Annotated in this window: 23 protein-coding genes; 8 read left to right on the forward strand and 15 right to left on the reverse strand. The window is 66.7% G+C overall.

Features of this window, described 5'->3' with window-relative positions:
- Positions 1-308 precede the first annotated feature (308 nt).
- The 4 genes from KOR34_RS10170 to KOR34_RS10185 all read right to left on the reverse strand — a co-directional run bounded on the left by KOR34_RS10170 (position 309) and on the right by KOR34_RS10185 (position 4,698).
- Positions 309-1,001 carry a hypothetical protein gene (locus KOR34_RS10170; RefSeq protein WP_146564476.1) on the reverse strand — a complete coding sequence of 231 codons (693 nt, stop codon included), beginning with the start codon at positions 999-1,001 and terminating at the stop codon, positions 309-311.
- Between the two features lie 276 nt (positions 1,002-1,277).
- Positions 1,278-1,943, reverse strand: coding sequence for a hypothetical protein (locus KOR34_RS10175; protein ID WP_146564477.1), 666 nt, complete (start codon positions 1,941-1,943; stop codon positions 1,278-1,280).
- 260 nt (positions 1,944-2,203) lie between these two features.
- Complete coding sequence (locus KOR34_RS10180) at positions 2,204-2,896, reverse strand: hypothetical protein (protein WP_146564478.1); 693 nt, start codon at positions 2,894-2,896, stop codon at positions 2,204-2,206.
- A gap of 263 nt (positions 2,897-3,159) precedes the next feature.
- A complete protein-coding gene (locus tag KOR34_RS10185) occupies positions 3,160-4,698 on the reverse strand; it encodes a Do family serine endopeptidase (RefSeq protein ID WP_197531303.1) in 1,539 nt (512 codons plus the stop codon).
- A gap of 367 nt (positions 4,699-5,065) precedes the next feature.
- Here KOR34_RS10185 and KOR34_RS10190 point away from each other — a divergent pair, with 367 nt between their 5' ends.
- The 3 genes from KOR34_RS10190 to ypfJ all read left to right on the forward strand — a co-directional run bounded on the left by KOR34_RS10190 (position 5,066) and on the right by ypfJ (position 8,899).
- Positions 5,066-6,595, forward strand: coding sequence for a glycoside hydrolase family 28 protein (locus KOR34_RS10190; RefSeq protein ID WP_146564480.1), 1,530 nt, complete (start codon positions 5,066-5,068; stop codon positions 6,593-6,595).
- A gap of 79 nt (positions 6,596-6,674) precedes the next feature.
- Positions 6,675-8,018, forward strand: coding sequence for a PDZ domain-containing protein (locus tag KOR34_RS10195; protein ID WP_146564481.1), 1,344 nt, complete (start codon positions 6,675-6,677; stop codon positions 8,016-8,018).
- 20 nt (positions 8,019-8,038) lie between these two features.
- Positions 8,039-8,899, forward strand: a complete 861-nt coding sequence (ypfJ, locus tag KOR34_RS10200; protein ID WP_146564482.1) for a KPN_02809 family neutral zinc metallopeptidase — start codon at positions 8,039-8,041, stop codon at positions 8,897-8,899.
- Between the two features lie 21 nt (positions 8,900-8,920).
- Here ypfJ and KOR34_RS10205 read toward each other — a convergent pair whose 3' ends face one another.
- The 5 genes from KOR34_RS10205 to KOR34_RS10220 are packed head-to-tail and all read right to left on the reverse strand — an operon-like array spanning position 8,921 to position 10,663.
- Positions 8,921-9,115 (reverse strand): hypothetical protein, encoded by a 195-nt coding sequence (locus KOR34_RS10205; RefSeq protein WP_146564483.1) that lies wholly within the window; start codon positions 9,113-9,115, stop codon positions 8,921-8,923.
- Between the two features lie 27 nt (positions 9,116-9,142).
- On the reverse strand, positions 9,143-9,580 hold the full coding sequence (locus KOR34_RS10210) for a phage holin family protein (protein ID WP_197531304.1): 438 nt from the start codon (positions 9,578-9,580) through the stop codon (positions 9,143-9,145).
- The gene (locus KOR34_RS26630) at positions 9,577-9,777 is read right to left on the reverse strand and encodes a hypothetical protein (protein WP_197531305.1); all 201 of its coding nucleotides are present in this window, start codon (positions 9,775-9,777) and stop codon (positions 9,577-9,579) included. Before KOR34_RS26630 ends, KOR34_RS10210 begins: the two co-directional genes overlap by 4 nt.
- A gap of 7 nt (positions 9,778-9,784) precedes the next feature.
- Positions 9,785-10,228, reverse strand: a complete 444-nt coding sequence (locus KOR34_RS10215; protein ID WP_146564485.1) for a hypothetical protein — start codon at positions 10,226-10,228, stop codon at positions 9,785-9,787.
- 15 nt (positions 10,229-10,243) lie between these two features.
- Complete coding sequence (locus KOR34_RS10220; RefSeq protein WP_146564486.1) at positions 10,244-10,663, reverse strand: hypothetical protein; 420 nt, start codon at positions 10,661-10,663, stop codon at positions 10,244-10,246.
- Positions 10,664-10,866: 203 nt separating this feature from the next.
- Here KOR34_RS10220 and KOR34_RS10225 point away from each other — a divergent pair, with 203 nt between their 5' ends.
- The 3 genes from KOR34_RS10225 (at position 10,867) to KOR34_RS10235 (ending at position 14,928) form a co-directional block, all read left to right on the forward strand.
- Positions 10,867-12,048 carry an AI-2E family transporter gene (locus tag KOR34_RS10225; protein WP_146564487.1) on the forward strand — a complete coding sequence of 394 codons (1,182 nt, stop codon included), beginning with the start codon at positions 10,867-10,869 and terminating at the stop codon, positions 12,046-12,048.
- Positions 12,049-12,152: 104 nt separating this feature from the next.
- A complete protein-coding gene (locus KOR34_RS10230) occupies positions 12,153-12,905 on the forward strand; it encodes an ABC transporter ATP-binding protein (protein WP_146564488.1) in 753 nt (250 codons plus the stop codon).
- Positions 12,906-12,966: 61 nt separating this feature from the next.
- Positions 12,967-14,928, forward strand: coding sequence for a TolC family protein (locus KOR34_RS10235; RefSeq protein ID WP_146564489.1), 1,962 nt, complete (start codon positions 12,967-12,969; stop codon positions 14,926-14,928).
- Positions 14,929-14,938: 10 nt separating this feature from the next.
- Here KOR34_RS10235 and KOR34_RS10240 read toward each other — a convergent pair whose 3' ends face one another.
- The 5 genes from KOR34_RS10240 to KOR34_RS10260 all read right to left on the reverse strand — a co-directional run bounded on the left by KOR34_RS10240 (position 14,939) and on the right by KOR34_RS10260 (position 20,243).
- Positions 14,939-16,180: an ABC transporter permease gene (locus tag KOR34_RS10240; protein ID WP_146564490.1), complete on the reverse strand. Its 1,242-nt coding sequence runs from the start codon at positions 16,178-16,180 to the stop codon at positions 14,939-14,941.
- Between the two features lie 64 nt (positions 16,181-16,244).
- The gene (locus KOR34_RS10245) at positions 16,245-17,507 is read right to left on the reverse strand and encodes an efflux RND transporter periplasmic adaptor subunit (RefSeq protein ID WP_146564491.1); all 1,263 of its coding nucleotides are present in this window, start codon (positions 17,505-17,507) and stop codon (positions 16,245-16,247) included.
- Positions 17,508-17,918: 411 nt separating this feature from the next.
- Positions 17,919-18,869, reverse strand: a complete 951-nt coding sequence (locus KOR34_RS10250) for a DUF1559 domain-containing protein (protein ID WP_197531306.1) — start codon at positions 18,867-18,869, stop codon at positions 17,919-17,921.
- Entirely contained in the window at positions 18,859-19,671 is an 813-nt protein-coding gene (locus KOR34_RS10255; RefSeq protein WP_146564493.1) for a hypothetical protein, read from the reverse strand. Before KOR34_RS10255 ends, KOR34_RS10250 begins: the two co-directional genes overlap by 11 nt.
- On the reverse strand, positions 19,668-20,243 hold the full coding sequence (locus KOR34_RS10260; protein WP_197531307.1) for an RNA polymerase sigma factor: 576 nt from the start codon (positions 20,241-20,243) through the stop codon (positions 19,668-19,670). The genes KOR34_RS10255 and KOR34_RS10260 overlap by 4 nt, the downstream gene beginning before the upstream one ends.
- Before the next feature lie 344 nt (positions 20,244-20,587).
- Here KOR34_RS10260 and KOR34_RS10265 point away from each other — a divergent pair, with 344 nt between their 5' ends.
- Both KOR34_RS10265 and KOR34_RS10270 read left to right on the forward strand, forming a co-directional pair.
- Positions 20,588-21,397 (forward strand): PEP-CTERM sorting domain-containing protein, encoded by an 810-nt coding sequence (locus KOR34_RS10265; RefSeq protein WP_146564495.1) that lies wholly within the window; start codon positions 20,588-20,590, stop codon positions 21,395-21,397.
- Positions 21,398-21,536: 139 nt separating this feature from the next.
- Positions 21,537-22,916 (forward strand): hypothetical protein, encoded by a 1,380-nt coding sequence (locus tag KOR34_RS10270; protein WP_146564496.1) that lies wholly within the window; start codon positions 21,537-21,539, stop codon positions 22,914-22,916.
- 180 nt (positions 22,917-23,096) lie between these two features.
- On the opposite strand, the gene KOR34_RS10275 is transcribed toward KOR34_RS10270, so the two are convergent.
- The gene (locus KOR34_RS10275) at positions 23,097-24,218 is read right to left on the reverse strand and encodes a ribonucleotide-diphosphate reductase subunit beta (protein ID WP_315852859.1); all 1,122 of its coding nucleotides are present in this window, start codon (positions 24,216-24,218) and stop codon (positions 23,097-23,099) included.
- Between the last annotated feature and the right edge of the window lie 4 nt (positions 24,219-24,222).

The following is a 24,222-nucleotide window of genomic DNA, read 5'->3' on the forward strand; positions in this document are numbered from 1 at the left end:
AAGAACTGGGGGGCGGGGCGCGGGGGCTCTGGCCGGCGGCCGAGCGGATGGGGGAGCGTCAGACTCTATCGTACACAGCCCGCAATCCGGCCCAAGTGTTTGGTCGGCCGCGACGCCAGACTCTTGGGGCAGCGGGTGGGGTTGCGTCGGATTTGACGCGGTTGACCCGCGGGCCCCCCCGGCTTGGGCACCGGACGCCGGACCGGGTCGGAGGGCGACCGGGAAGAACTTTCTGCCCGTACATACGACGAACGCGGCAGGAGTGCTCCTGCCGCGTTCGGTGATCGTAGACTCTGAGGGCTCGCCGGCTAGGCCAGACGCTTGCCGCGGTAGCGAACCACCGCCACGCCGCCAAGCACGCTCCAGACCAGGAAGGCGCCGGCCTCGGGGACGGCGGCGATCGTGAAGCCGTTGATGACGTGCGCCGTCAGGTTGCCGTTGCTGATCAGGCTGCCCACCACGCGGAAGCTGAGGGGGCCGCCGGCGGTCGTAAAGGTGAACGACTCGGAGCTCATCGGCTCGTTGCCATCCGACCGGGCGAGGTCGCTGATCATCTCCGTGCCGTTCAGGTAGACGTCGGTCTCGACGTTGTTGACGAGCGCGGCTGGCGGGTTGGTGTCGTGGAAGTAGCCGGTGAACGTGTACGTGCCCGGATTCACATTCGAGACCAGCACCTCCAGGTAGTCCGTGCCGCCCATGCCGAAGATAAAGTCACGAGACAGCGCTGTGGGGGCCGGGCTGTTGGCGGCGCCGCGGTCGCGGTCATCGGCGCCGACGCCTGCGATCCCCTGATCGGTGTTCAGGATGACCTGGATGTTCGACCCGACCGATCCGGCGTTGATGCCGGTTGCCCCCGGGAGGGTGACGCCGGTCCAGTCCGAGTAGGTAGGCGAAGGCCCGGACGCGTCGTTGAAATCCACCTTGAGCATCGCGAGCGAGCTTGTGGTGGCCGTCAGTACGATCGCAAGGCCACACACGCACGCCCTGGATAATGAATTCATGCTGATTTCCCGTAGAGCCAATACTTACAATGGATGTCGAATCTGTGGTTGGCCAGGCTGTGCAATTCGCCTGTTTTTACAAGTCAAACCCTACTATAGATACGCGCTTTCCCGCGGTCAAACAAATGTCCTGGATCGGCTAGGACGATTCGTTCGGGAGCTGGTTGCGGCGTAGTTCGGGGCAAATTCTAGTCGTACGTGCCGCAAGCCAGAGCGCAAGAAAAAACGCGGCCGGCGCCAAGGCCGGCCGCGTTTGTTGGTAGTCAGCTGGGGTCTCTAAGCACGCCGCTTGCCACGGTAGCGAACCACGGCGACGCCGCTCAGCATGCTCCAGACCAGGAACGCGCCGGCCTCGGGCACGGCGGCGAGGGTGAAGCCGTTGATCAGGACCGGCCGCTTGTTCGCGTCGGCGAGGGTGACGCTGAACGTCAGGTCGCCGGAGCCGTCGGTGCTGAAGTTAAACGACCCGGATGCCGGGGTCTCAGTGCCTTCGGACCGGACGACGCTCAGCTTGGGGGCGCCGTCGAGTGCTACCAGCGTTTCGGCATTCGCGTACTGGCCGGTGCTGGGGTCCGTCAGGTGGAAGAACCCGGTGAACGTGTAGCTGCCGGCGGGAACGCCCGACAGCACGAGGTCGATGAAGTCACCGGCGCTGTTGCTGCTGGTGGTGGACTTGATCCAGTCACGGTTGAGCGCGTCCGGGCCACCTTTGTCGCCAGTGCCAAACGTACCAGGCGTGGTGCCGGTCGTGATGCTGAGGCTCACCGGGCTGCCGCCGATGCTTCCGATGCCAGAGGGGCCGACCGAGCTAACGCCCGTGAAGCCTGATTCGACCGGGGAGGTCGAGGTGCCAAAGTCGACCGCCAGCATCGCGAACGAGCTCGAGGCCCCAATCAGCGTGCATGCAGCGGCGAAGACGCTTGCCTTGAACAGACTCTTCATGTTGGATTCCAAATGGTGCAACAGCTTAGTCGACGGGGAGCGTGCGGCTCTCCCGGCATATTTCTAGCAGTTTATCTAGATGTAGGGTCCACTTTAGTTACAGGAATAACCGCAGTCAATTGGAAGGATGGGGTGTTTGGCAAGATTCTGTGCCACGCCATCGAGAACTCCCCACACGGCTGTGAAACCAGCACCTGCAAAAAAAGCAGCCGGGGAGTCCCGGCTGCGTTCTTGTTGGTTCGCTCGTCGTCGAAAGGCGACTAGGCCGACCGCTTGCGACGGTGCCGGACAACCGCAACGCCGCTCAGCACGCTCCAGACCAGGAAAGCGCCGGCCTCGGGCACCGCGGCGAGGGTGAATCCGTTGATCAGGTGACCATTCTTGTCGGACGCGATCCGGAAGGTGAGGTCGCCGCCGGTTGAGGTAAAGGTGAACGACCCTTCGCCGATCGGCGACATACTGTCGTCGGTGCGGGCGGTGGTGAACGCATCGGTGAACGAGTTGATCCCTTCACGGAAATCGACGTCCATCGTCGCGTCGCGGACGCTGTCGTTGGCCGGGAACGAATCGTGGAAATACCCGGTAAACGTGTAGGTTCCCGCGTCGACGCCCGAGAGGATCACGTCCAGGTAGTTTGAGCCCTGTCCACGAACGCCGAACACGAAGTCCTTGGAGAGATTTGTCGGCGAGGGCGAGGTGGTGCCGTTGTCGGCGTCGCGGTCGCGGTCGTCGATGGCCCCACCGGGGTTGGTGGCAAGGCTGACGTTCACGCTGGATCCAACACTAGAACCCGTGACGGTCGCCCCGCCAACGCCGACACCGACGAATCCCGCTTGGGTGTTGGCGGCGGTGTTGGTCTTGTTGAAGTCGACCGCGAGCATCGCGAACGAGCTCGGCGTCGCCAGCATCACGATGGCCAGGCCGCAGAGGGATTTAGTCCAGAAAGCATTCATTGATGTATGTCGCTGTTTCGCAGGCGCCGAAGGGGAGTGATCCACTGCCTAAGCAGCGCGACGCGGCCGGTTCGCCGCACCAAATGACCACTCTAACTGGACCAAACCCTATCGTCAATGTGGAGGATTGATGTTGAGAAGTGCGCCGTAGCGGGAGAGCGGCGTCCGGGATGCGGTAGGGCGCAAAAAAGCAGCGGCGGAGGAATCCCCCCGCCGCTGCGGTCTCTCAGGAACATCATCGTTGGCCGCGGGTATCCCCGAAGCTACCGCTCGATCACTACGAACCGGGACCCGGCGCCGGTCTGCACGAGCAGCAGCACACTTTCGTCGGGGTCGGCGTCGGAGAGCAGCTGCCGGGCGTCGTCGGCGTTCTGCACTTCCTGGCGGTTGATCTGGCGGATGACCATGCCGGGCTGGATGCCCGCTTCGGCGGCCCGCGAGCCGTTGTCGACCTCGGTCACCACCACGCCCTCGGTGGCGGTCAGCCCCAGCTGCTTGCCGACCTCAGGGGTGAGGTTGTCCAGACCCATGCCGAGGGCGGACGGCTTGGCCTGCGGCGACTCTAGCTGGCTCGACCGCTGGCCGACCCGGGCGCCGAAGCTCTCGGGCTGGGCCTCGGGCGAGAAGGCGAGCTTGAGCGACTTGCCGTCCCGGACGACCTTCATCGGGTGCGTCTTGCCGAGCTCGGTCTGCTCGACCAGCAGCTGCAGCTCGCCGGCGGAGCCGACCTCTTCGCCGTCGAGGTGCGTGATGACGTCACCCTCGCGGAGGCCCATCTTGGCGGCCGGCGTGTCGGGGTAGACTTGCGTCACGACCACGCCCTCGCGGGGGCGGACGCCGAACTGGCCGGCGATCTCCTGAGTGACCGGCTGGATGCCGACGCCCAGGTACGCCCGGTGCACGACGCCGTCGGTCTCGAGCTGCTTGACCACCCAGCTCGCCAGGTTGGCGGGCACGGCGAAGCCGATGCCGTTGTTGCCGCCCGAGCGGGACGAGATTGCCGTGTTGATGCCGACGATGCGGCCGTCCAGGTCGACCAGCGGCCCGCCGCTGTTGCCGGGGTTGATGGCGGCGTCGGTCTGGATGAAGCTCTCGCGGTCGGTGATGCCGATGCCGCGGTGGGTGGCGCTGACGATGCCGGCGGTCACCGTGCTCTCCAGGCCGAACGGCTGACCGAGCGCGAGCACCCAGTCGCCAACTTCCACCTGGTCGCTGTCGGCCAGCTCGGCCGCGACCAAGTTCTTAGCGCCCTCGATGCGGACGATAGCCAGGTCGGTCTTGGGGTCGGTGGCGACCGACGCGGCCTTGAACTCGCGTCCGTCGTTGAGCCGCACGGTGACCTCGCCGCCGCCCTCAACCACGTGGTTGTTGGTCAGGATCACGCCGGACGGGTCGATGATCACGCCCGAGCCGATCCCCATCGGACCCGCGTTGGGCAGGTGCCGGAACTGAGGGTTCACCTGCCCTTCGGGCATGCCCTTGAAGAAGTCTTCGAACGGCGTGCCTTGGAACGGGTTGCGGCCGCCGAAGCGGTCGGACATGTCGGGGACCTGACGCATGCCCGACTGTGCGAGCTTGGGTCGGTTCTCGATCGCAACGACCGCTGGCAGCACCTTGTCGGACGCGGCGCGGAACGCGTTGGAAAGGCTCTTGGCGGACGCGACGTCCGCGCTGTTGATGGGCGTCGTCGACTTGTCCTGCGTGGCGTGGCGGCCGGCGGCGCCGAGCGAAACGCCGACTGCTAGTAAGAGTGTTAATCCGGCCGCGGCGGCGCGGCGTCGAAGGGTAGCTGTATTTGTCATGTCTACTGTTCCTGCAGTGGGCCGCGTGGCCGTGTATCCACCGGCGCGTGCCGGTAGCGGAGGGGCCGCGGCGGGGGTGCGAGACCGGCCGCGCTGCCTCACACCGCCTCCCTGGCGGTGAGCGCGACCTTTCTTGGTTATCAACGCAGCACGCCGGCGGATGGTTCGCAAACCGGGGGTGGAAATCGGTCCTGTTTGCGCGATCCCGATCGGCCGATCAGGCCCTTCGCAAAGTCGCCGCCGCTGATTGCAGCCGCGCGGACTTCTCCACCGGACTTGTGCATAATTAGTCCCCGACGCCCGGGCGGGCGCGCGTCGTCCTGGCCGGTTCTCCTCCACCGCCTCATCCACCAAAGGACCCTCCGGCATGAAGGCCCCTCTGCTTGCTGCGTTGCTCGTGACCACCCTGCCCGCCACCCTTGGTTGGGCTGCGGGCGCGGCCGACTTCACGCTTCCGGAGGTGCGGGCCGTCAGTATCCCCAGCGGCCGGGTGAGCATCGCCGACTTCGGCGCGAAGCCCGACGGCCGAACGCTCAACACCCAGGCGTTCGCCAAGGCCATCAAGTCGGTCGCATCGCAGGGCGGCGGCCGGGTGGTTGTGCCGCGCGGGGTCTGGAAGACGGGTCCGATCGAGCTGGAGAGCAACATCGACCTGCACGTGGAGCAGGGCGCCGTGGTGCTGTTCTCGGGCGACCTCGACCACTACCGGACGCCCAACGGTAAGGTGGCGCACCTGATTTCGGGCGCCGACCTCGAGAACGTCGCCATTACGGGGTCCGGCGTCTTCGAAGGGGCGGGCGACTACTGGCGCCCGGTCAAAGAATTCAAGATGACCGACAAGCAGTGGAAGAAGCTGCTGAGCAAAGGCGGCGTGCTGACCGACGACGAAGAGATCTGGTGGCCGTCCGAGGAGCACACCAAAGTCAAACGCCCGCGGTTGGTGCGGCTGGACGACTGCCGGCGGGTGCTGATCGAGAACGCGACGTTCCGCAACTCGCCGTCGTTCAGCCTGGACGTTTCGGACTGTGAGGATGTCACGATCCGCGGCGTCACGGTGCTGAACTTCTGGTACGCCCAGAACGGCGACGGCATCGACCTGCACTCGTGCAAGAACGTCCAGATCATCGGCGCGCGGGTTGACGTCGGCGACGACGCTTTGTGTATGAAGTCGAACCCCGGCAAGCCGCTGGAGAACGTGCTGGTGAAGGACTGCACCGTGTTTCACGGCCACGGCGGTTTCGTGATCGGGAGCGAGGAGCTGGGCGGAATGAACAACCTCCGGGTGCGCGACTGCACGTTCATCGGCACCGACGTGGGGCTGCGATTCAAGAGCGCGCGTGACCGGGGCGGCCTGGTCACGAATGTCGACATCCAGAACGTGAACATGATCGACATCGCCGAGCAGGCGATCCTGTTCGACATGCACTACGAGGCGGGCATTCCGCTCGACAAGCAGGGGCTCGTGACGCGCAACGCGGGCTCGGCGCCGCCTGCTGTCACCGACACCACGCCGCGGTTCCGCCAGATCTCGATCCGCGACGTCACCTGCCGGGGCGCCGAGCGCGCGGTGCTGCTCGCCGGGCTGCCAGAGATGCCGGTGCAGGACGTCCTGCTGGAGAATGTTTCGATCACCGCCAAACGCGGCATGGTCTGCATGGACGCTGTCGGCGTCGAACTGCGGGGCGTTGAAGTGCTGTGCGACGAAGGCCCGGCGCTGCACGTCTACAACACGCGGCGGCTGGCAGTCGACGACTTCCGCTGGCGCGCCGGAACCGCCACGCCCGTGCGGGTGCAGGGTCCGCAGAACGCGGAGCTGACGTTCTCCGGGATCGCCGGTGGCGGCGAAGCGATCAGCCTGATCGAGGGCGCAGAGGCGTCGGCAGTGCAGAGTCGGTAGGGGCGTCGCGTGCTTGCGTGGCGAGTCCCGCGGCCCCAATAATGGACGCGTCACCCCGTCCGGAGAGAGGCCGCCCGCCATGCCGCTACGCCACCGTTTCGCGCCGCCGCTGTACGTCTGGTTGGGCCTGCTGCTGATCGCCGGACCACGGCTGTCGACCGTCCACGCCCAAGAGCTGGCGGTGGAGGGATCGGTCACTCGGTACTTCGAGAGCGGCGACGGCATCCGGCTGGCGGAGATCAAGGTCCGCAGCGTGGCGTTGGAAGGCCCGGCCGCGGCGGGCGGCGCGCGGCCGCCCGCGCCCGGCGACATCATCTACGTGCAGATTGACCGCCTCGGCTTGGCCGACCTGCCGGCCGCCGGCAGCGCGGCCCGGGCGAAGATAAGCTCGGCCGGGCCGGGCGCGTGGACCACCGCGGGCGGTGGGCTCGAATCGGCCACCCGCGATGACCGAGGGAGCGGCCCCCGGTCGGGACCCAGCCTCGGCAGGGCGCCCGCCAGCGTGGACGCGCTTGGGATGAACTGCCGCGCGAAGCTCGTCGGGGGGCGGCTGGGCCTGGAGGTCGTGCGGGTCAGCCCGGGCGGCGTCGGCCAGCAGGCCGGCTTCCAGCCGGGCGACGTCATCGTCGGCATCAACGGCCGGCCGCTCACCTCGGCCGCCGACGTGCGGAATCTCGACGCCGGCCCGGGCAAGGTTGAGCTGAACGTAATCGACGTCAATACCGGCCGCACCGCGACCGTCGAGTTGTCGCGTTCTGCCGTCGCCGCCAACACAACGGGCCCCGGAGACGACGCCAAAGCCCCTCGATCGGCATCTCCCGCCGACCGCGTGCGGACAGCGCTGGGCCTAGAAGTAAAGGATTCTAGAGCGGGTCTTCGCCGCGCGGTCGAGGTGACATCGGTCACCAAGGGTGGGCCGGCTTCGCAGGCCGGGTTTGAGCCCGTTGATGTGATTGTCGCGGTGGGGAAGTCGCGGGTCGGTGGCGTGGATGACTTCGCCGACGCGCTTCCCGGTCGCCCTCAGCGGCTCACGCTGATGGTCCGCGACATCCGCACCGGGCGTGAGGTGCCGGTTGAGGTAGAGAGCGCGGGCTTGTCGGCGCGTGACGAGCCGCGGACGCCGGAGCCCAGCACGACGACAACGCCAACCTCGCCGGCGACCAAGCCCGGCAAGATCGGCATTGCCGGCCAGTTGACCTTCTACGACGCCGAGGCGGCCGTCAAAGTGGCAAGCGTTGAGCCGGGCAGCCCGGCCGACCGCGCGGGGGTGCGGGCGGGCATGATCCTGCTCAGCGCCGACGGCGCGCCCCTGCTCCACCCCAACGACCTCGCCGCGGCGGTCGGGAAGGCCCGCGGCGTCGTCTCGCTCCGCGTTGTCGACCCGGACGCGCGGCGGGAACAGACCATCCGAGTCCAACTCTAACGCTACGAAGGCGCTGATACATGAGAACCGAAGGACGTCGCGAGAGCACCAACGTCGAGGACCGGCGGAGGATGTCCCCCAAGGCGGTAGGCATCGGCGGCGGCCTGATCGGCCTGCTGATTGTCCTCGCCATCACGCTGCTTGGCGGCAACCCTCAGCAGGCGGCCAAGGTGATGGAGCAGTTGGACGTCGGGCAGCCCCAGCAGCAGGCGGCCGATGTGCAGCTCAGCCCTGAGGAAGAGGAGGCCGCCCGCTTCGTCCGCGTGGTGCTGGCCGACACCGAGGACGTGTGGACCGCGCTGTTCCGGGAGCAGGGCGCCGAGTACACCAAGCCGACGCTGGTGCTGTTCACCGGCCAGGTGCAGTCGGCGTGCGGGTTCGCCAGCGCGGCCACCGGCCCGTTCTACTGCCCGCTCGACCGGAACGTCTACCTCGACCTCTCATTCTTCGAAGAGATGAAGCGTAAGTTCAACGCCCCGGGCGACTTCGCCCAGGCGTACGTGGTGGCGCACGAGATCGGCCACCACGTCCAGAACTTGCTGGGCATCTCCGAGCAGGTGCAGGCGCAGCGGCGGCGGTTGTCGGAGGTCGAGTACAACCGCCTGTCGGTGCGGCTCGAACTGCAGGCGGACTACCTGGCCGGCGTGTGGGCGCACCACGCCCAGGAAAAATGGCAGGTGCTCGAGCCGGGCGACATCCGCGAGGCGATCGACGCGGCCACCGCGATCGGGGACGACCGCCTGCAGCGGCAGGCGCAGGGGTATGTCGTCCCCGAGTCGTTCACGCACGGCACCTCCGAGCAGCGCGTCCGCTGGTTCTACAAGGGCCTGCAGAGCGGCGACATGCTCGGCGGGAACACGTTTGAGGCAGAGCAGCTGTAGCCCGCGGGCGCCGACGTTCCGCTACCAGGGCTTCAGCTTCCAGCCCAGCACGAAGCCAACGCCCAGGCACCACGCCGCGGCGACCTCGGGCTTCTGCCGCGCGTACTCGCGGAGGTAGTCGACCAGGTCGGGGACCGGCTGCAGGTCACAGGTCGAGGCTGGGCACGCGGCCGGCTGCTTGGGGGTGGCGTCGTTGGCGGTGTGGTTGCCGGGCATGGCGGACCCTGTGGCAGATGGACGGGGTTAACGGGGGGAGTTCGGGGGCGGCGCGTCGTCACGTGCGTCGGCCAGCCCACGCTTCACACTCTCAAGGTTCTGGGCCAGCTCGTCCAGGGTGCGTGACAGCATGGACAAACCTCGCCCCGCGGCGCGGCGGGCGGCGAGCAGCAGCAACGTGGCGGCGACCGCGGCCGCGCCGCCGGCGGCGGCCAGGCTGACTGGCCGGGACAGGCCGAAGCCTTCTTCGATCCAGGCCGCGGCTGCCAGCAGCAGCACGGGCGCGGCGGCGATCAGCAGGCACACGGCGACCGCGACCATCACGATCGCGGCGTAGCTCGCCTTGGTCGCCGCCGCCGCGTCGGCGCGCAGCAGCATCAGCTGCAGCTCGCCCATCTCGAGCAGCGTCTGCGCCAGCCGCGGCTTCGAGCCGCCGGTGTCGTCGTTGCTGTCTTGGTGATTCACTTCTTCTGCTTCACCAGCCAACCGATAGCGGCGCCAATCACAACCCCGGCGCCGATCGCCACCAGCGGTTGGCGGCCAATCCATTGCCCAACAGCGCCCTGCAGCTGGCTGAGGCGCTGCTGCGCCGGCTTGGGGGCGGCGTCCGTGGCGGTCGGATTCTGGGTTGGGGGCGGGGTCATGCCAGCGGTTGGGGACACGGGGTGGTTAGTCGTTGATGCGCGTCTGTGCGGAGATCACCTTGCCCAGGTACGCCACGCCTTCGCGTGCGAGCATTGTTCCGAGGGCGAGCGCCGCCTTCTGGGACAGCCCGACCTCTTTCTGTGGCGGGGCGTCGGAGATGACGTGCAGCTTACCCTGCTCGGCGAGGCTCTTGATCTGGTCGTCGGTCGCCACCACGGCCGCCGGGCGGCGTGATGGAACCAGCGCAAACCCCGCCAGCACCGCCGCGCCGACGCATACGAAGGGGAACTTCTTGACGTAGAACTGCCAGTGCGCAGCGTCCTGCACGCCGCGCGACACGCCGGCCACTTCACGCTGCAGGTCGTCCCGCAGGTGGAGCATCCGCTGCCGGATCTGGTCGGCGTCGGGCCGCGGGGCGCCGTTGGGCGGAACGGCGTCGGCGTGGCTGGAATGGTTGGGGCTGCTCACAGACCTGATCCCCGGTTACTTCGATCGCAGGACGAGCGCCACCAAGGCGCCGGCGACCACGCCGGCGCCAAATGCCACCGCCACCGACTCCATCGGGTGCTTGCGGACCGCCAACTCCGCCCGGGCCCGCCGGACTTCTACCCCTTCGCGCAGCCGGTCGACCGTTTCGGCCGAGGCGGTCGAAGCGTGGTCGTAGCACTCCCGTGCCGCGCTCGCGAACTGCTTCAGCACGGGACGGAACCGCTCGTCCAGGCCGGCCAGGCAGTTGGCGATCTCCTCGCCCGACTGACCGGTCCGCTGCTGGATCCAGCCGACCAGCTGCTGCAGGTCGCCCTGAAAGGCGCTGAGGTCTTCTTCGCCGAGCTGTGACCACGCGTCGCGGACCTTGCTCTTGAGGTCGTCCCAGCCAATTCGTAGTTGGTCCTGCTCCGGCATCGGTAGGCTCCGGCTATGGCAAACGGGCCGCGTGGTTCGGTAGAATCGCGGCCGCCGCGGTGGGTTCCGTCGCCCCGCCCGACACGGCCCGGCGGCGGGGCTACTAGCTTGCGATTATAATCACGCGGATGGGGCTTGGGACGGATTTCGCGGACCTGTAGGGCCGCCCCGCAACCGTGGTTCCTGGTCGATGAGGTCTCGACATGCACGAAGACCCCGAGGTCGCTGGCGGTCGGGAAACTTCGGCGCCCGTACCGATCAGACGGCGAGACACGGCCCCGCAGCAGCCGCCGCCGCCCGAGCTGGGGGAGGCCCAGGTCCGGCTGGTTCAAAACCTGCGCGGGATCAGGATCTGCCTGGTGCTGCTCCTGATGCTGGCGGTGGTGCACATGCTGTACTTCGCCCGCGCCATCCTGCTGCCGATGGCGATGGCCGTGCTGATGAGCCTGGTGCTGAAACCAGTCAGGAAGCGGCTCACCAACGCCGGCCTGCCCTCCTTCGCCTCGGCGGTGATCGTGTTCTCCGCCTTCACCGTGGTGCTGCTGGTCGGCGCCCGCCTGCTCTGGGAGCCCGCCAACCACTGGCTGGAACAGGCGCCCGAGAGCCTGCGCAATGTGCGCGAGCAGCTAAGCGGCGTCGAGGGTCCGCTCGGTGTGATCCAGGAAGCCGGGCAGGAGCTCGCCGAACTGACCGCCATGTCGGAGAAGGACGGCGCGGTCAAACCGCCCGTGTCGGTCCGCGTCGAGCAGCCGGCGCTCACCAGCCAGCTGCTCAACACCACCGGCGGGTTCGTGACCTCGCTAGGCATCACCCTGTCGCTGCTGTTCTTCCTGCTGGCGTCGGGCGACCGGTTCCTAGAGAAGCTCGTGCAGGTCAAGAAGTCTTGGCGCGAGAAGTGGGACACCGTCCTGCTGGTCAAGGAGATCGAGCACAAGATCTCCACCTACCTCGGCACGATTACCCTGATCAATTTCGGGCTGGGGGTGGTCATCGCGTTGGGGCTGTGGCTGGTGGGCATGCCGCACCCGCTGTTGTGGGGCGGCCTGGCGGCGCTGCTCAACTACATCCCATTCGCCGGGCTGATCATCGGATCGTGCGTGGTGTTCGTCGTGGCCGCGTCGGAGTTCAGCACGCTCGGCCACGCGCTGCTCGCGCCGGCGGTCTACCTGATCGCCAACGGCGTCGAGGCCAACCTGGTAACGCCCGTGATGCTCCACAAGTCGGTCAGCCTCAACCCGGTGGTCATCCTGGTGGCAATCTTCCTGGGCGGTTGGTGCTGGGGCGTGGGCGGCATCTTCCTGGCGGTCCCCTGCCTGCTGGTCGCGAAACTCATCTGCGAGAGCCACGAGCCGCTCGAACCAATCGCCGTGTTCCTGGGCCGCTGAGTTCGCGCCCCGACGGAGGAGGCGTCCCGTACACTCGCCCGCGCAAGTCGAGTCAGCCTCCGCCGTGCTATCATAGGGGCCTCCGCAGCCACCGTGACGCAGCCATGCCCGACGACTTGCCCCTTATCTGCCTACGCGATATCTCACGAACCTACGACCTGGGCGAGGTGAAGGTCGACGCCCTGCGTCCGACGTCGCTCGACATTGAGCAGGGCGAGTTTGTCGCGTTGATCGGCCCGTCGGGGTCTGGGAAGTCGACGCTGATGAACACGTTGGGCTGCCTCGACCGGCCCACAGGTGGGAGCTACCTGCTCGACGGCCAGGAGATCGTTCGCATGTCCCGCGACCAGCGGGCCCGCATCCGCAACCAGCAGATCGGCTTCGTGTTCCAGAACTTCAATCTGCTCAACCGCACCTCAGCGCTGGAGAACGTCGAGGTGCCGCTGCTCTACTCGCGCTCGATCCCGGCGGCCGAGCGACACCGGCGGGCGCAGGAGGAGCTCGTTCGCGTGGGACTCGGCGAGCGCACCGGCCACACCACAAGTCAGCTTTCCGGCGGTCAGCAGCAGCGGGTCGCGATCGCGAGGGCGCTGGTGAACCACCCGTCGATCTTGCTGGCGGACGAGCCGACCGGCAACCTCGACTCGCGGACCAGCCGCGAGGTGATCGAGCTGTTCTCGTCGCTCAACGCCGAGAAAAACCTCACGGTTATCCTCGTGACTCACGACCCCGAGGTGGCGCGCAACGCCCGCCGAAAGATTGTGCTCCGCGACGGTGAGGTCACAACCGACACGTCAGACTTCGCCGAGGCCATGCATTCCCTGCAATCGCGCCATTTTGACGAGTCGGAAAGTTAAGCTGCGCCGCTACCACGGTCAGAATTGATACAGCCGGCGCCCCGGGGCCGAAACCAACGGCATGGTCCCGCTCCGCCCCATTCTCGGCCTGCTCGTCGCCGCGGGCTGCTTGCTAGCGGGTGGGACGCGCTGCTCGGGCGATGGGCTGCTGCCCTGGATCAAGCCGGAGCAGCGGACGGTGCGGGTCCGCCACCCCACTCAGCTGCCGCGGGCGGCGCTGCCGGACACGCCCCCGCCGCCAACGGTCTCCGCCCCGCGGTGGGACGCGCCCGTCTGGAACCTCTCGCTCGACGAAGCGATCCGCACCTCGCTGAGCAACTCGGAGATCGTCCGCGTTTTGGCCGGCGTGGCCGCCGTGTCCAGCGGCCGCTCGATCTACGACGCCGCGATCTCCAACGCGGAGATCGACGTCGCGCAGGGGCGCTTCGACCCGACGGTCGCGGTCGACAACTTCTGGAACCGCACGGAGAACCCTTTCGCGCTGATCGACCCCGGTGATCCCCAACGCACGCTCATCGCGGGCTCGCAGTCGGACGCGTACGACCTAGACTTCGCGCTCTCCAAGTCGAATCTCACCGGCGGGGTGTGGACCTTCGGCGTGGCCGACAACACGACCCGCGTCCCCGGGCCGGCGCCGCTCAACCCGTCTAACAGCACGGCGCTGGACCTGAGCTACACGCAGCCGCTGCTGCAGGGCGGCGGGATCGCGGTGAACCAGGCGCCGATCGTTCTCGCCCGGATCAACGTGGAGCGCTCCTACTTCCAGTACAAGAGCAGCGTGCAGGGCATGGTGTTTGATGTGATCCAGGCCTACTGGTCGCTGGTCAGCGCACGCACGGTGCTGTGGGCGCGTCAGCAGCAGGTGACGCAGCTGGAGTTCGCGCTCCAGCTCGCCGAGGCCCAGGAAGCCGCCGATCTGCTCAGCGCCGGCGAGGTGGCGCAGTCGAAGGTATCGCTGGCGAGCTTCCGGTCGGCGCTGATTGCGGCGAAGGCCGAGGTCGTGCGACGCGAGACAGCGCTCCGCAGCATCCTCCGGTTGCCCGTGACGCTCCAGCGTCGCGTGACGCCCAGCACGCCGCCCTCGACGGAGCAGGTTCAGTTCGGGTGGGAGGACCTGCTCGGCATGGCCGAGCAGTACCGGCCCGACCTGATTGAGCTGAAGCTCATCCTGGAAGCCGATCAGCAACGCCTGCTGCAGGCCCGCAACGGCGCGCTGCCTCAGCTGAACGCGGTGGCGAACTACCGGTGGAACGGGCTGGAAGGCGTGATGCCGGTGGGGGATCGGGTCTACTCATCGCTGGGGGAGAACACGGGCTGGACGCTCGGCATCAACTTCTCGGTCCCCATCGGCCTGAGGGCCGCGCGGGCGCAGCTGCGCCAGCAAGAGCTGATTATCGCGCGTGACCGCGCGAACCTTGACCAGGGGCTGCAGTCGGCGAGCTTCTTCCTGGCGGAGTCTCTCCAGAACCTCGACCAGTTCTACGAGCAGTACCGGGCCACCCTCGAGACCCGCGCCGCCGCGCGCAAGAACCTCGAGTTCCAGATCGCACGCTACCAGGGCGGGCTGACGCAGTACATCGTTGTGCTGCAGGCGATCGTGTCGTGGGGCGACGCCGTCAGCGCCGAAGCGGACCTGCTGGCGCTGTACAACATCGAGCTGGCGAATCTGCAGGTGCAGACGGGCACCATCCTCGAAACCCACGCCGTGTTCTTCTACGAAGAGCGGTATCGGTCGATCGGCCCGCTTGGCTGCCTGGGCAGCGGAAGGTGCTACCCGCGGGCGAACCCGCCGAGCGACAACCAGAACGTCTACCCAGAAGGCGACAGGCCCTCGGAGGAGTACTTCGACCTCGCCGACCCGCTGGAGCCGCTACGCGACTTGAGGCGCCGGGAACGCGACGTGCTGCCGCCGCTCGACCCGCCCGCGCCGACCGAGCCGTTCCCGGACGATTGGCCAGAAGAACTGCCGCGGTCGCCCGCACCGCGGATGCTCCAGCCCGCCGGGGTGCTGCCCGAACCGTGAGGGTGTCGGGCTACTCGTAACGCAGTGCTTCGATCGGGTCGAGTCGGCTCGCGCGCCGCGCCGGGTAGTACCCGAAGAAGACTCCTACCGCGGCGGCGAACAGCAGGGCGACCCCCGCCGCCGTGAGCGAGATCACGACCGGCCAGTCTTCGCCGCTCAGGATGGCGTTGATCAATTTTGTTACGCCGACCGACGCCCCGATGCCTAGCGCCACGCCGACAATCCCGCCGAGCAGTGACAGAATGACTGACTCGACCAGGAACTGCCGTAGTATGTCGCGTCCCCTGGCGCCAACTGCCATGCGGATGCCAATCTCACGGGTCCGCTCGGTGACCGACACGAGCATGATGTTCATGATGCCGATCCCGCCCACGAGCAGCGAGATCGCCGCGATCGCCGCCAGCAGAAGCGTCATCGAGCCGGTCAGAGTATTGAGGAAGTCGGAGGCTTCCTGCGAGGAGTGGATCTCAAAGTCGGCGGGGTCGCCCGGGGGGATACGGTGGCGTTCGTACAGCAGCTGACCGATCTCGAACGCTGCCTGGTCCATCAGGTCGGGCCGCCGCGCTGACACCATCACAGCCCCCACCGTGTTGAACGACGAGCCCTGCAGCCGGCGGCGGACCGTGGTGTGCGGCATGAGCAGGACGTTGTCTTGGTCCTGCCCCACCATGTTCGACCCCTTCGCAGCCAGCACGCCTACGACGCGGAACGGAATGTTCTTGACGCGGATTTCCTCGCCGATCGGGTTGGCCGTCTGAAAGAGCTTGGCGACCAGCGTGTGCCCGATCACGCACGACTTGGCGGCGGAGCGTATCTCCTGTTCTGAGAAGAAGTCGCCGCGGCTCAACTCCCAATTGCGCACCGTGAGGTACTGGCTGCCCACGCCGAGCATCTCATTGGGATTCCAGTTCACGTTCCCCACGATCACCTGCCCGCCGGTCCACACCAGCGGCGATGTGGCCAGCACCGCAGGGCACTCTTCGCTGATCGCCTGCGCGTCTTCAGCGGTCAGCGTCGGCACGCCCTGCGTTCGTACGCCGTCGACGCTGCGGCTGCCCTGAGTAACCCACATCACGTTGGTCCCCAGCGACTGCACCAACCCCTGAAACAGCTGGCCGGCGCTCTGGCCGATCGACACCATGGTCGTCACCGCCGCGATGCCGATAACGATGCCTAGCACGGTCAGCGCCGCCCGCATCTTGTTCTTGGCGAGCGCCCGCAGCGCGATCCGGATGGTGACCAGCAGGTTCATAGACTCTCATTGATCGCCGAACGTGATCAGTCGCTCCCGTCAAGCGGCGGAGACAGTTGCTTGGCTACGGCTGCTCGCCCGTCTGTTGACCTATAACAAGTTCGTCGCCGATCTTCAGATCGCCTTCCACGAGTTCTGTGTACTTCCAGTTGGAGAGCCCAATCTTGACCGGCGCCGCCCGTAGGAACTCGCCGTCCTGCACCCAGACGTGGCGTCGGCTCCGCTTGTCGAGCAGCTCGGCTCGCTCTGCCTCCGTCAGGTGGGCGTCGTCCAGGTCCTTGTCCTCTTCGTCATCGGCGCCGTCCAGCAGCTTGCGGTCCTGCTCTCGCACGAGCGACTTGTTCGGTGGGTAAAAGCGTAACGCGGCGTTGGGGATCCGTATCGCGTCTTCGCGTTCATCCACCTGGAACGACAGTTGGGCGGTCATGCCCGGCAGCAGCTTCAGCTCGGGGTTGGCCGCCGCGACAACCACCGGATAGGTCACGACGTTCTCGGTTGTCGTCGCGTTCTTGCGGATCTGTTCGATCTCGCCTTCGAACGCGTCGTCCGGGTAGGCCGAAACCTTGAATTCCACCGGCAGACCGTTCTCCTTGGCCTGCAGGATGCTGCCGACGTCGGCCTCGTCGATCGTGGCGATCACGTGCATCTTCTTCTCCATGTCCGGCACGACTTGGAACAGCTCGGGCGTTTGGAACTGGGCGGCGAGCGTCTGCCCCTGGTTGATCAATCGGTTGATCACCATTCCGTCGACGGGGGATCGGATCTCCGTGTAGGCCAGGTTGGCCTGCGAGGTCTCCAACGCGGACTCCGCCTGTTTCACCGCGGCCTTGGCGACCCGCAGCTGGGCCTCAAGCGACATCCGCTCAAAGTGGTAGGAGTCCATCTCTCGCGGCGAGATGAAGTCTTCGTTCTCGTCCCGCAGCGCGACCGCCCGCTGCTCGTTGCGCACCGACTGCTTGTAGAGCGCTGTGGCCCGTTGCACGTCTGCCCGACGCGTGTCCAGCGAAGCCTGGTCGCGGGCCACCGCCGCATCGAACAGCCGCGGGTCGATCCGGGCGAGCAGGTCGCCCTGTTGCACCTCCTGATTGAAGTCGGCGTAGAGGTCGGTGATCGGTCCTGAGACGAACGACCCAATCGACACCTTGAGCACCGGCTCGATGGTCCCTGTTGCCCGCACATCGTACACAATGCGCCCCTGGGTCACCTTGGCCGTGCGCCACTTGGGCTTGGACTGTTCGCGCATCTTTGCCGAGACCGGCAGGTACGCGGCGTACCCCGCTCCCAGGACAAGCACAAGGATGACCAGCCTCTTCAGCCACCGCCTCATCGAGCGAGAGCCTCCGCCGCGGGGTGGGAAAGTCGGTAAATCCCCATTCTAGCAGAAGCAGAAGTCCGCAGGCGCCGCGGGCGGCCACCAGGCTACGACGCCGACCGTGTAAGAGATCGGGGGGGCACCGCGAGCGATGGCGGTGGTGCGACAAGCGGCGAAACCGAAACGGAGCGGCGGCGCCGGAGCTGACCGGCTGACCGTCCTGGTGCGACCAGTACTGGTAGTCGAACTCGTCGACCAAACCGTCGGGAACGCCGAGCAGCTCGCTGGTTTTCGCGCCGTCACCCTCTGGCCCGACGCTGAGCCTGTCTAGCCGAACCGCGCAGTCCGCCGGGGGACGGGCGGAACCGGCTTCGGACCTTTGGACAGTCGTAGCACCGGATGCCGGGCCAACAGGCGATTGCCCTGTTAGAAGTCCCCCAGCGGCGTGCCGTCGGCGATTGCCGCGGCGGCGTTGTAGACGACCGCGTCGAGCCCGTCGGTCACGAAGGCGACGTGCCCGTCGCCGAAGGCGAAGTTGGCGCCGCTGCTGTGCCAGCTGCCGAAGGCGGCGTTGCGCCGCTCGCGGACCACGCCCGCGCCCGGCGTTTCGTTGAGCGGGTTGCGGGTGCTGCGCAGCGTGTCTGCCCCGTGCCGTCCATAGGTCCACACGTTGGTCGAGACCCAGGTCTCGGCGTGGGTCACCTCGCCCAGAAAGAACGTGTGGGACAGCCCGTCGGTCACCTCCGCTATCCGCCTGGTGCGGGCGTACATGAAGACGCCGTCGTTGTTGTAGATGGCCTGGGCCAGCTCGGCGTCGGGCCCGAGGGTCCCCTGCGAGAACGCGTAGTCGCCGGTTGCGACGAGCGTCGGCGGGTAGACCTCGCACAACGCCTCGGATTGGGAGGTTGGGCACCGCATTAGGTCGGGCGTCTGGCGGAGCGCTTCGAGCTTTCCTTCGCCCGCGGTGTTGTACCAGGTGAGGTCGTTGAGGTTGTCGTTCCACAGGCCGCCGTTGGCCGGCGCGAGCGCGTCGAAGTGGGACTGCTCCTCGAGATCGGGCAGGAGGAACACCAGGCCGCTCGCCCCATTGAGCCGATCGGACTCGTTGACCCGCTGGCAGACGTTGCCCGGCCAGGGCGCCAGCGGGTTCTTTGCGCAGCCGCAGCGGCCGGCCGGGAAACGGCGATTGCGGGACTCGTAGTTGGCGATCGCCAGGCCAAGCTGCCGGAGGTTGTTGCTGCAGGACGACCGTCGGGACGCCTCGCGGGCCGCCTGCACGGCTGGCAGAAGCAGCGCGGCCAGGACGCCGACAATGGCGATCACGACCAGCAACTCGACCAGCGTGAATCCGGCCTGCCGCGGTTGGTTAGTTGGCATTGTCCCTCCCACCGGCTGGAGTGAGCGGCCGGAAGTAGGGGAGCAGCATCGGCTCATCGAGCGGAGTTACCTCATAAAGCACCAGGCCGGCGCGTTCGACGCGGAACACGTTCAGGCCGGTTTGTTCATCGTGCCCCACGGGCGGGCGCCAGTCGTTCTTGAGCCGGTCGACCACCACGATCACCGGCTTCCCGTCGACGTGCGCGAGCATGCTGGTCGAGCTGTCGCTCAGCCCACCGAGGTACGACAGGCCGGCCATGACGCGATCCTCGGGGAGCTCTCCGAGCTTCAGCGGCACGCCCTGGCGGCGGCGGAAGGTCTCGGCGAAGACCGCCTCGTCGTCACAGATCCAGTACGGCTGGAAACCTTCTCGGATGCTGGTTTCGTACACCTCGGACAAGGGACGCTCGACAAACGCCACCTCGGGCCCGCCGGGGCGGGAGAGCCACTGCCACCCGAACAGGGCCCACGCCAGGGTCGCAGCAGTGGCGTACCAGACCAACCGCCCCCGCGAACGTGGCTTAGCCTGGATGGGCTCCTGCTCGACGGTCGCCGGCGAGACCGGGTCGGCCGCCGGGGTAGCCTTGGACTGCGGCTCGTCGTCTAGTACCGGGAAAACCGGCGGCGGTGGGGCGAACGCCCGCTGCAGCGCAGCGTCGACCTCCGCGTCCTGTTCGAGGGCGCGGGCCAGGTCGGCGTCTCGTTCGGCACGCTGGACGATCTGGGCTTGCTCCTCGGGTGTCAGCAGCCCGTCGCTCAAGCGGGTCGCAAGGTCGTCGTGTTGTTGGCGGGGGTCGATCATGCAGCCCCCTCTTCGGTCGGGGCGGCGGCCGACAGTTGATTCTTCAGGGCCGCCTTGGCGCGGTGGACGTGGCTCATAGCGGTAGAGGCGGGTATGTCGAGCATCTCAGCGATCTCGTCATACGACAGCGCCTGCACAATCCGCAGCAGCAGGCAGATTCGACGGTCCGCAGGCAGGGTGACAAGCGCTGCCGCCAGTCGGTCGTCGATTCCTAGCTTGTCGGGGTCGAACGCTCCTGCGGCGTGGGTCGATGCAGGCTCCGCGGGCGTGGACGGATCGTGGGGATCGGCGGCCGTCGCCTCTACTATATGTTCCGGGTCGGACGTTCTATCCCGCTTTTCTCGCTTGCGGAGGTAATTCAGCGAGGTGAACCGCACGATCTGCGACATCCACGCGGCAAAACTGGTGCCCCGCTCGTAGGAGTCGAGCTTCTTGAGGCCCGTGATCGCCGCGTCCTGCAGGGCGTCTTCGGCCAGGTCGCGATCGCCAATCACCGCCACTGCCACCGTCCACAGCTTCGGATGGGCGGCCAGGTAGAGCTCGGTGAATTCGTCGCGGGAGAGCGGCGGCATCGGCAGGGACGGGGAGGTCGTCGGCGGGCGTGGTGGCCCCGGCGAGTCTGCGAAGGCCGCGTCCAGCATAGAGGGAACGCGCAGGTCGAGCCAATAGTTTTATTCCTCACCTGCGGCCGTGCAACGTCCGTCGGTTCGGTCAGTGCACCGTAGCCACCGCTGCGGCGGTCCGCGTTGAAACCGAAACTGAGAAAATTCTCGACCACCGCAATGGGCCCGCTCGCCGGTGACATTGGCCTGTAGTTCGAAGGCACGCTCGCCCAACAAGACGCAGCGAGTCCCACCCCCTCTGGCACGCAAGCGTGCCCCCAGTGTCCCAAGGACACCACCCTAGGAGCAAGAGAATGACGATGCGCACCTACCCAACCGCAGCCCTGATCGCCTTGGCAGCCGCCGTTGGCGCCACCCCAACGGCGTCGGCCGAGTTGATCCGCGAAGTCAACGGCCCCGACGCCGCCAGCATCCAGGCCACGGTCGACGCGTTCCGTGCCGATCTGGGCGAGCTCAACGCCCCCGAGCCAGTCAACCACCCGGGCGGCCGCCGCGAGGTCAACTGGGACGCCGCCCCCGACTCCGTGAGCGACCCGAATCCGTTCCCCGGAGACTTCTTCAACGCCGACACGTTCCCCCGCGCCCGCGGCATTGAGTTCCTGCCGACTGGTGACACCACCGGATTTGAGCTCAGCAGCACCGCCGCGAGCGGCGAGCCGGTTGAGTTCGGCTTCGACGCGGGCTTCACGTTCTTCAGTGCCGAACGCCTGTTTACCCCCATTGGCGGCGCCACGTTCGACGTGCGGTTCTACGACCCGGCCAACCCGGACACGCCCGCGCTCTCCACCGGCCTTGGTGTGGTGTTCACCGACGTCGAGTCGCCGGACAGCACAACCATGACCTTCTACGACGCCTACGACAACGTGCTGCTCACGCGGTCGGTGCTCGAGGGCGACAACGCCGGGATGTCGTTCCTCGGGGCGTCGTTCGACGAGGCGGTTGTCGCAAGGGTGTCGATTGTCGGCGGCCTCGACGCGTTCGACTCGGTGGTGATGGACGACTTTATCTTCGGCGAGCCGCGGGCGATCCCCGAGCCGTCCTCGCTGGCCGTGCTCTGCCTGTCGGCGGTTGGCGGACTCATGGGCCGTCGCCGGCCCCGGTAGTTGTGTCGGGAGCGGGGCAGGGGATTCGTCGTGCTCGGATCGCCTGTCCCGCTCCTTTCTTGGCGCCTCATCCGCGGACTAAGATCTCAATCGCCGCCGGCCCACGCGACGGCGAATCCTGGAACCAAGTAGGGAAGCAATGGCATTCAATTCTGCACGCGTCGCGGCGATGCTGGCGGCGTTCGTCTCGATGGCCGGCGCCGCCAGCGCACAGCTGACCGTCTTCACCGATCAAGCCGCCTGGGAATCGGCGGTCCGCGGCATCGGACTGACCCCCACCACAGAAACCTTCGACGGGCTCTCGGTCTTCGACATGCAGCCCTCAGACGGTCTGCTGCCGATTAACGGCGACTTCGGCATAGCGGTCACCGGAGTTGACAGCGGCGTCGCCGACGACGCGTTCATCGACGCTGGCCAGTTCCACGGCGAACTCTTCCCGTTGACCGATCACGCCAGCTACGACCATAGGTTCAACCGGCCGATCCGCGCGTTCGGTCAGTTCTTCGACGGGGCCGCCTCGGGGCTGGGCATCAAGATATCAACGCCCGACGGCGACATTGCCATCAAGGACTTCTACTCTGGGTTCGACGACGGCTTCCTGGGCTTTGTCTCGGAGAACGCCTACGACCGGGTCAGCATCACCGGCGGCGACCTCGACCCCCTCGGGACGAATCTTGGTGAGATCTACGAAGCCCTTGATGTGTCCTACTCACGGGCGGGAGTGCTCTTCGGCAAGTCGCTCCGCTTCCAGCTCGTAACCAACCAGGGAGGAGTCGATGTGTTCTTCTCCGAGACGGTGGATAAGGTGGTCGACGACCAAGTCGAGTTCGACAACATCGCCGGGTTGCAGTTCTTCGAGCCCAATGGGCCCTCGTCGCTACGGGCTGTCGACGTTGGCTTCGACATTACTAGCAGCGACTCGATTGTGTTTGATTTTTCGAATGCCGGCAGCGGGCGATTTTCGACCCGCGACTTCAACGGTTATGTGTTCTCCGACGCGGCGGACAACCTGCCCCCGATCGTCGGGGTCAACATCGATCCTTCAAGCACGTTCGGACTGACGCCGGAAGATATCCTCTTCACCGAGGATGAGGTCCGTATCGATGTCTCCGGCCTGAGTCGCAGCCCGTCCGCAACCGCGATCCTGCACCTCGAGTTCGGCCCCGAGGCCACCGTCCCGGGCGACTACAACTCCGACGGCGTCGTCGACGCCGCCGACTACACCGTGTGGCGGGACAACCTGGGCGCCGGAGCGGGCACGTTGCCGAACGACCCTGACGGAGGCCCAATTGGCGACGCCCAGTATACGACCTGGCGAACCCACTTCGGAAGCTCGGTCGCCACGAGTCTCGACCTCGCTCTCGCACCAGTCCCCGAACCGACCTCGCCGGCGCTGCTTACGTTGGCCATCGCGGCAGGGCTGAGCATGGGCCGCGGCTGCTGCTTGGCTAGCGAACGGCGCCCGCGTCCCTCTGGTCGCCTCGGCCCGACGCGCCGCCCTCTTGGTGGGAGTCGTTGAGACGATCTCAATTAGCGGCTGGCCCGTAGGCCAACACCGCTGATATCGCGGCTCGGCAGCACTCCTCGGACCACATCGGCGACCACACGCTCGCCCCGATTGCCCATGAAGACTGCGCCGTGCACACCGTAGCGCCCGCCAATCATAAGTGGCAGACAGACGGGGCGGCGAAGTACGGCCTCACCACTGGAGCGCTCCGGAGGACTGGTACTCTGTGACGCGGGTCTCGAAGAAGTTCTTCTCCTTTGCCAGGTCGATCGTCTCACTCATCCAGGGGAACGGGTTGCGAGTGTTGTACTGCCGCGGCAGGCCGATCCGCTCCAAGCGGCGGTCGGCGATGTACTTGACGTAGTCGTCGAACGACTCGGCGTTGAGCCCCAGCACGCCGCGTGGCAGGCAGTCTTCCGCGTAGCGGACCTCGTAGCCGACTGCTTTGTCGATCAGCTCCAGCACCTCTTGCTGAAACCCCTCGGTCCAGACGCCGGGGTTCTCGGACTTGATGCCGTTGATCAAGTCGATCCCAAAGTTCATGTGGATCGACTCGTCCCGCAGGATGTACTGGAACTGCTCGCCGATGCCGGTCAGTTGGTTGCGGCGGTGGAACGAGAGGATCATCACGAAGCCGGAGTAGAAGAAGATCCCCTCCATGATTACGTAGAAGCCGATCAGGTTCTTGAGGAAACGCCGGATGTTCTCGGGCGAGTCGGTGCGGAAACCGTCGTCCATCACGTCGGCGGTGAGCGACATCACGAAGTCGTCCTTGCCGGCGATCGAGTCGACCTCGTGGTACATGTTGAAGACCTGACGCTGGTCGAGGCCGAGCGACTCGCACACGTACTGGAAGGTGTGCGTGTGGATCGCCTCCTCGAACGCCTGGCGGAGCAGGTACTGCCTCGCCTCAGGGTTGGTGACGTGCCGGAAGATCGCCAGCACGATGTTGTTGCCAACGAGCGACTCGCCGGTGGAGAAGAAGCCGAGGTTCCGCATCACAACGCGGCGTTCGTCGTCTGTGAAGGCGTTGCTGCGCCACTGCTCGATGTCGCGCTGCATCGGGACCTCGGTCGGCATCCAGTGGTTGGCGCAGCCGTTGACGTAGTGCTCCCACGCCCACTGGTACTTGATCGGGCAGAGCTGGTTGACGTCGACGGACTTGCAGTTGATCAGCCGCTTGTCGTCGGCGTTGATGCGGCGGGACAGGTCGTGCGGCTGGGAGGGCGTGGTGTCGCAACAGGACATAGTCGGGACTTCCTTGTGCAGAGTGGTGTTGTTCTGGGTAGCGTGAAGATAGCCTGCCGCGCCGATGGAC

This window comes from Posidoniimonas corsicana, assembly GCF_007859765.1.
Classification (GTDB): Bacteria; Planctomycetota; Planctomycetia; order Pirellulales; family Lacipirellulaceae; genus Posidoniimonas; species Posidoniimonas corsicana.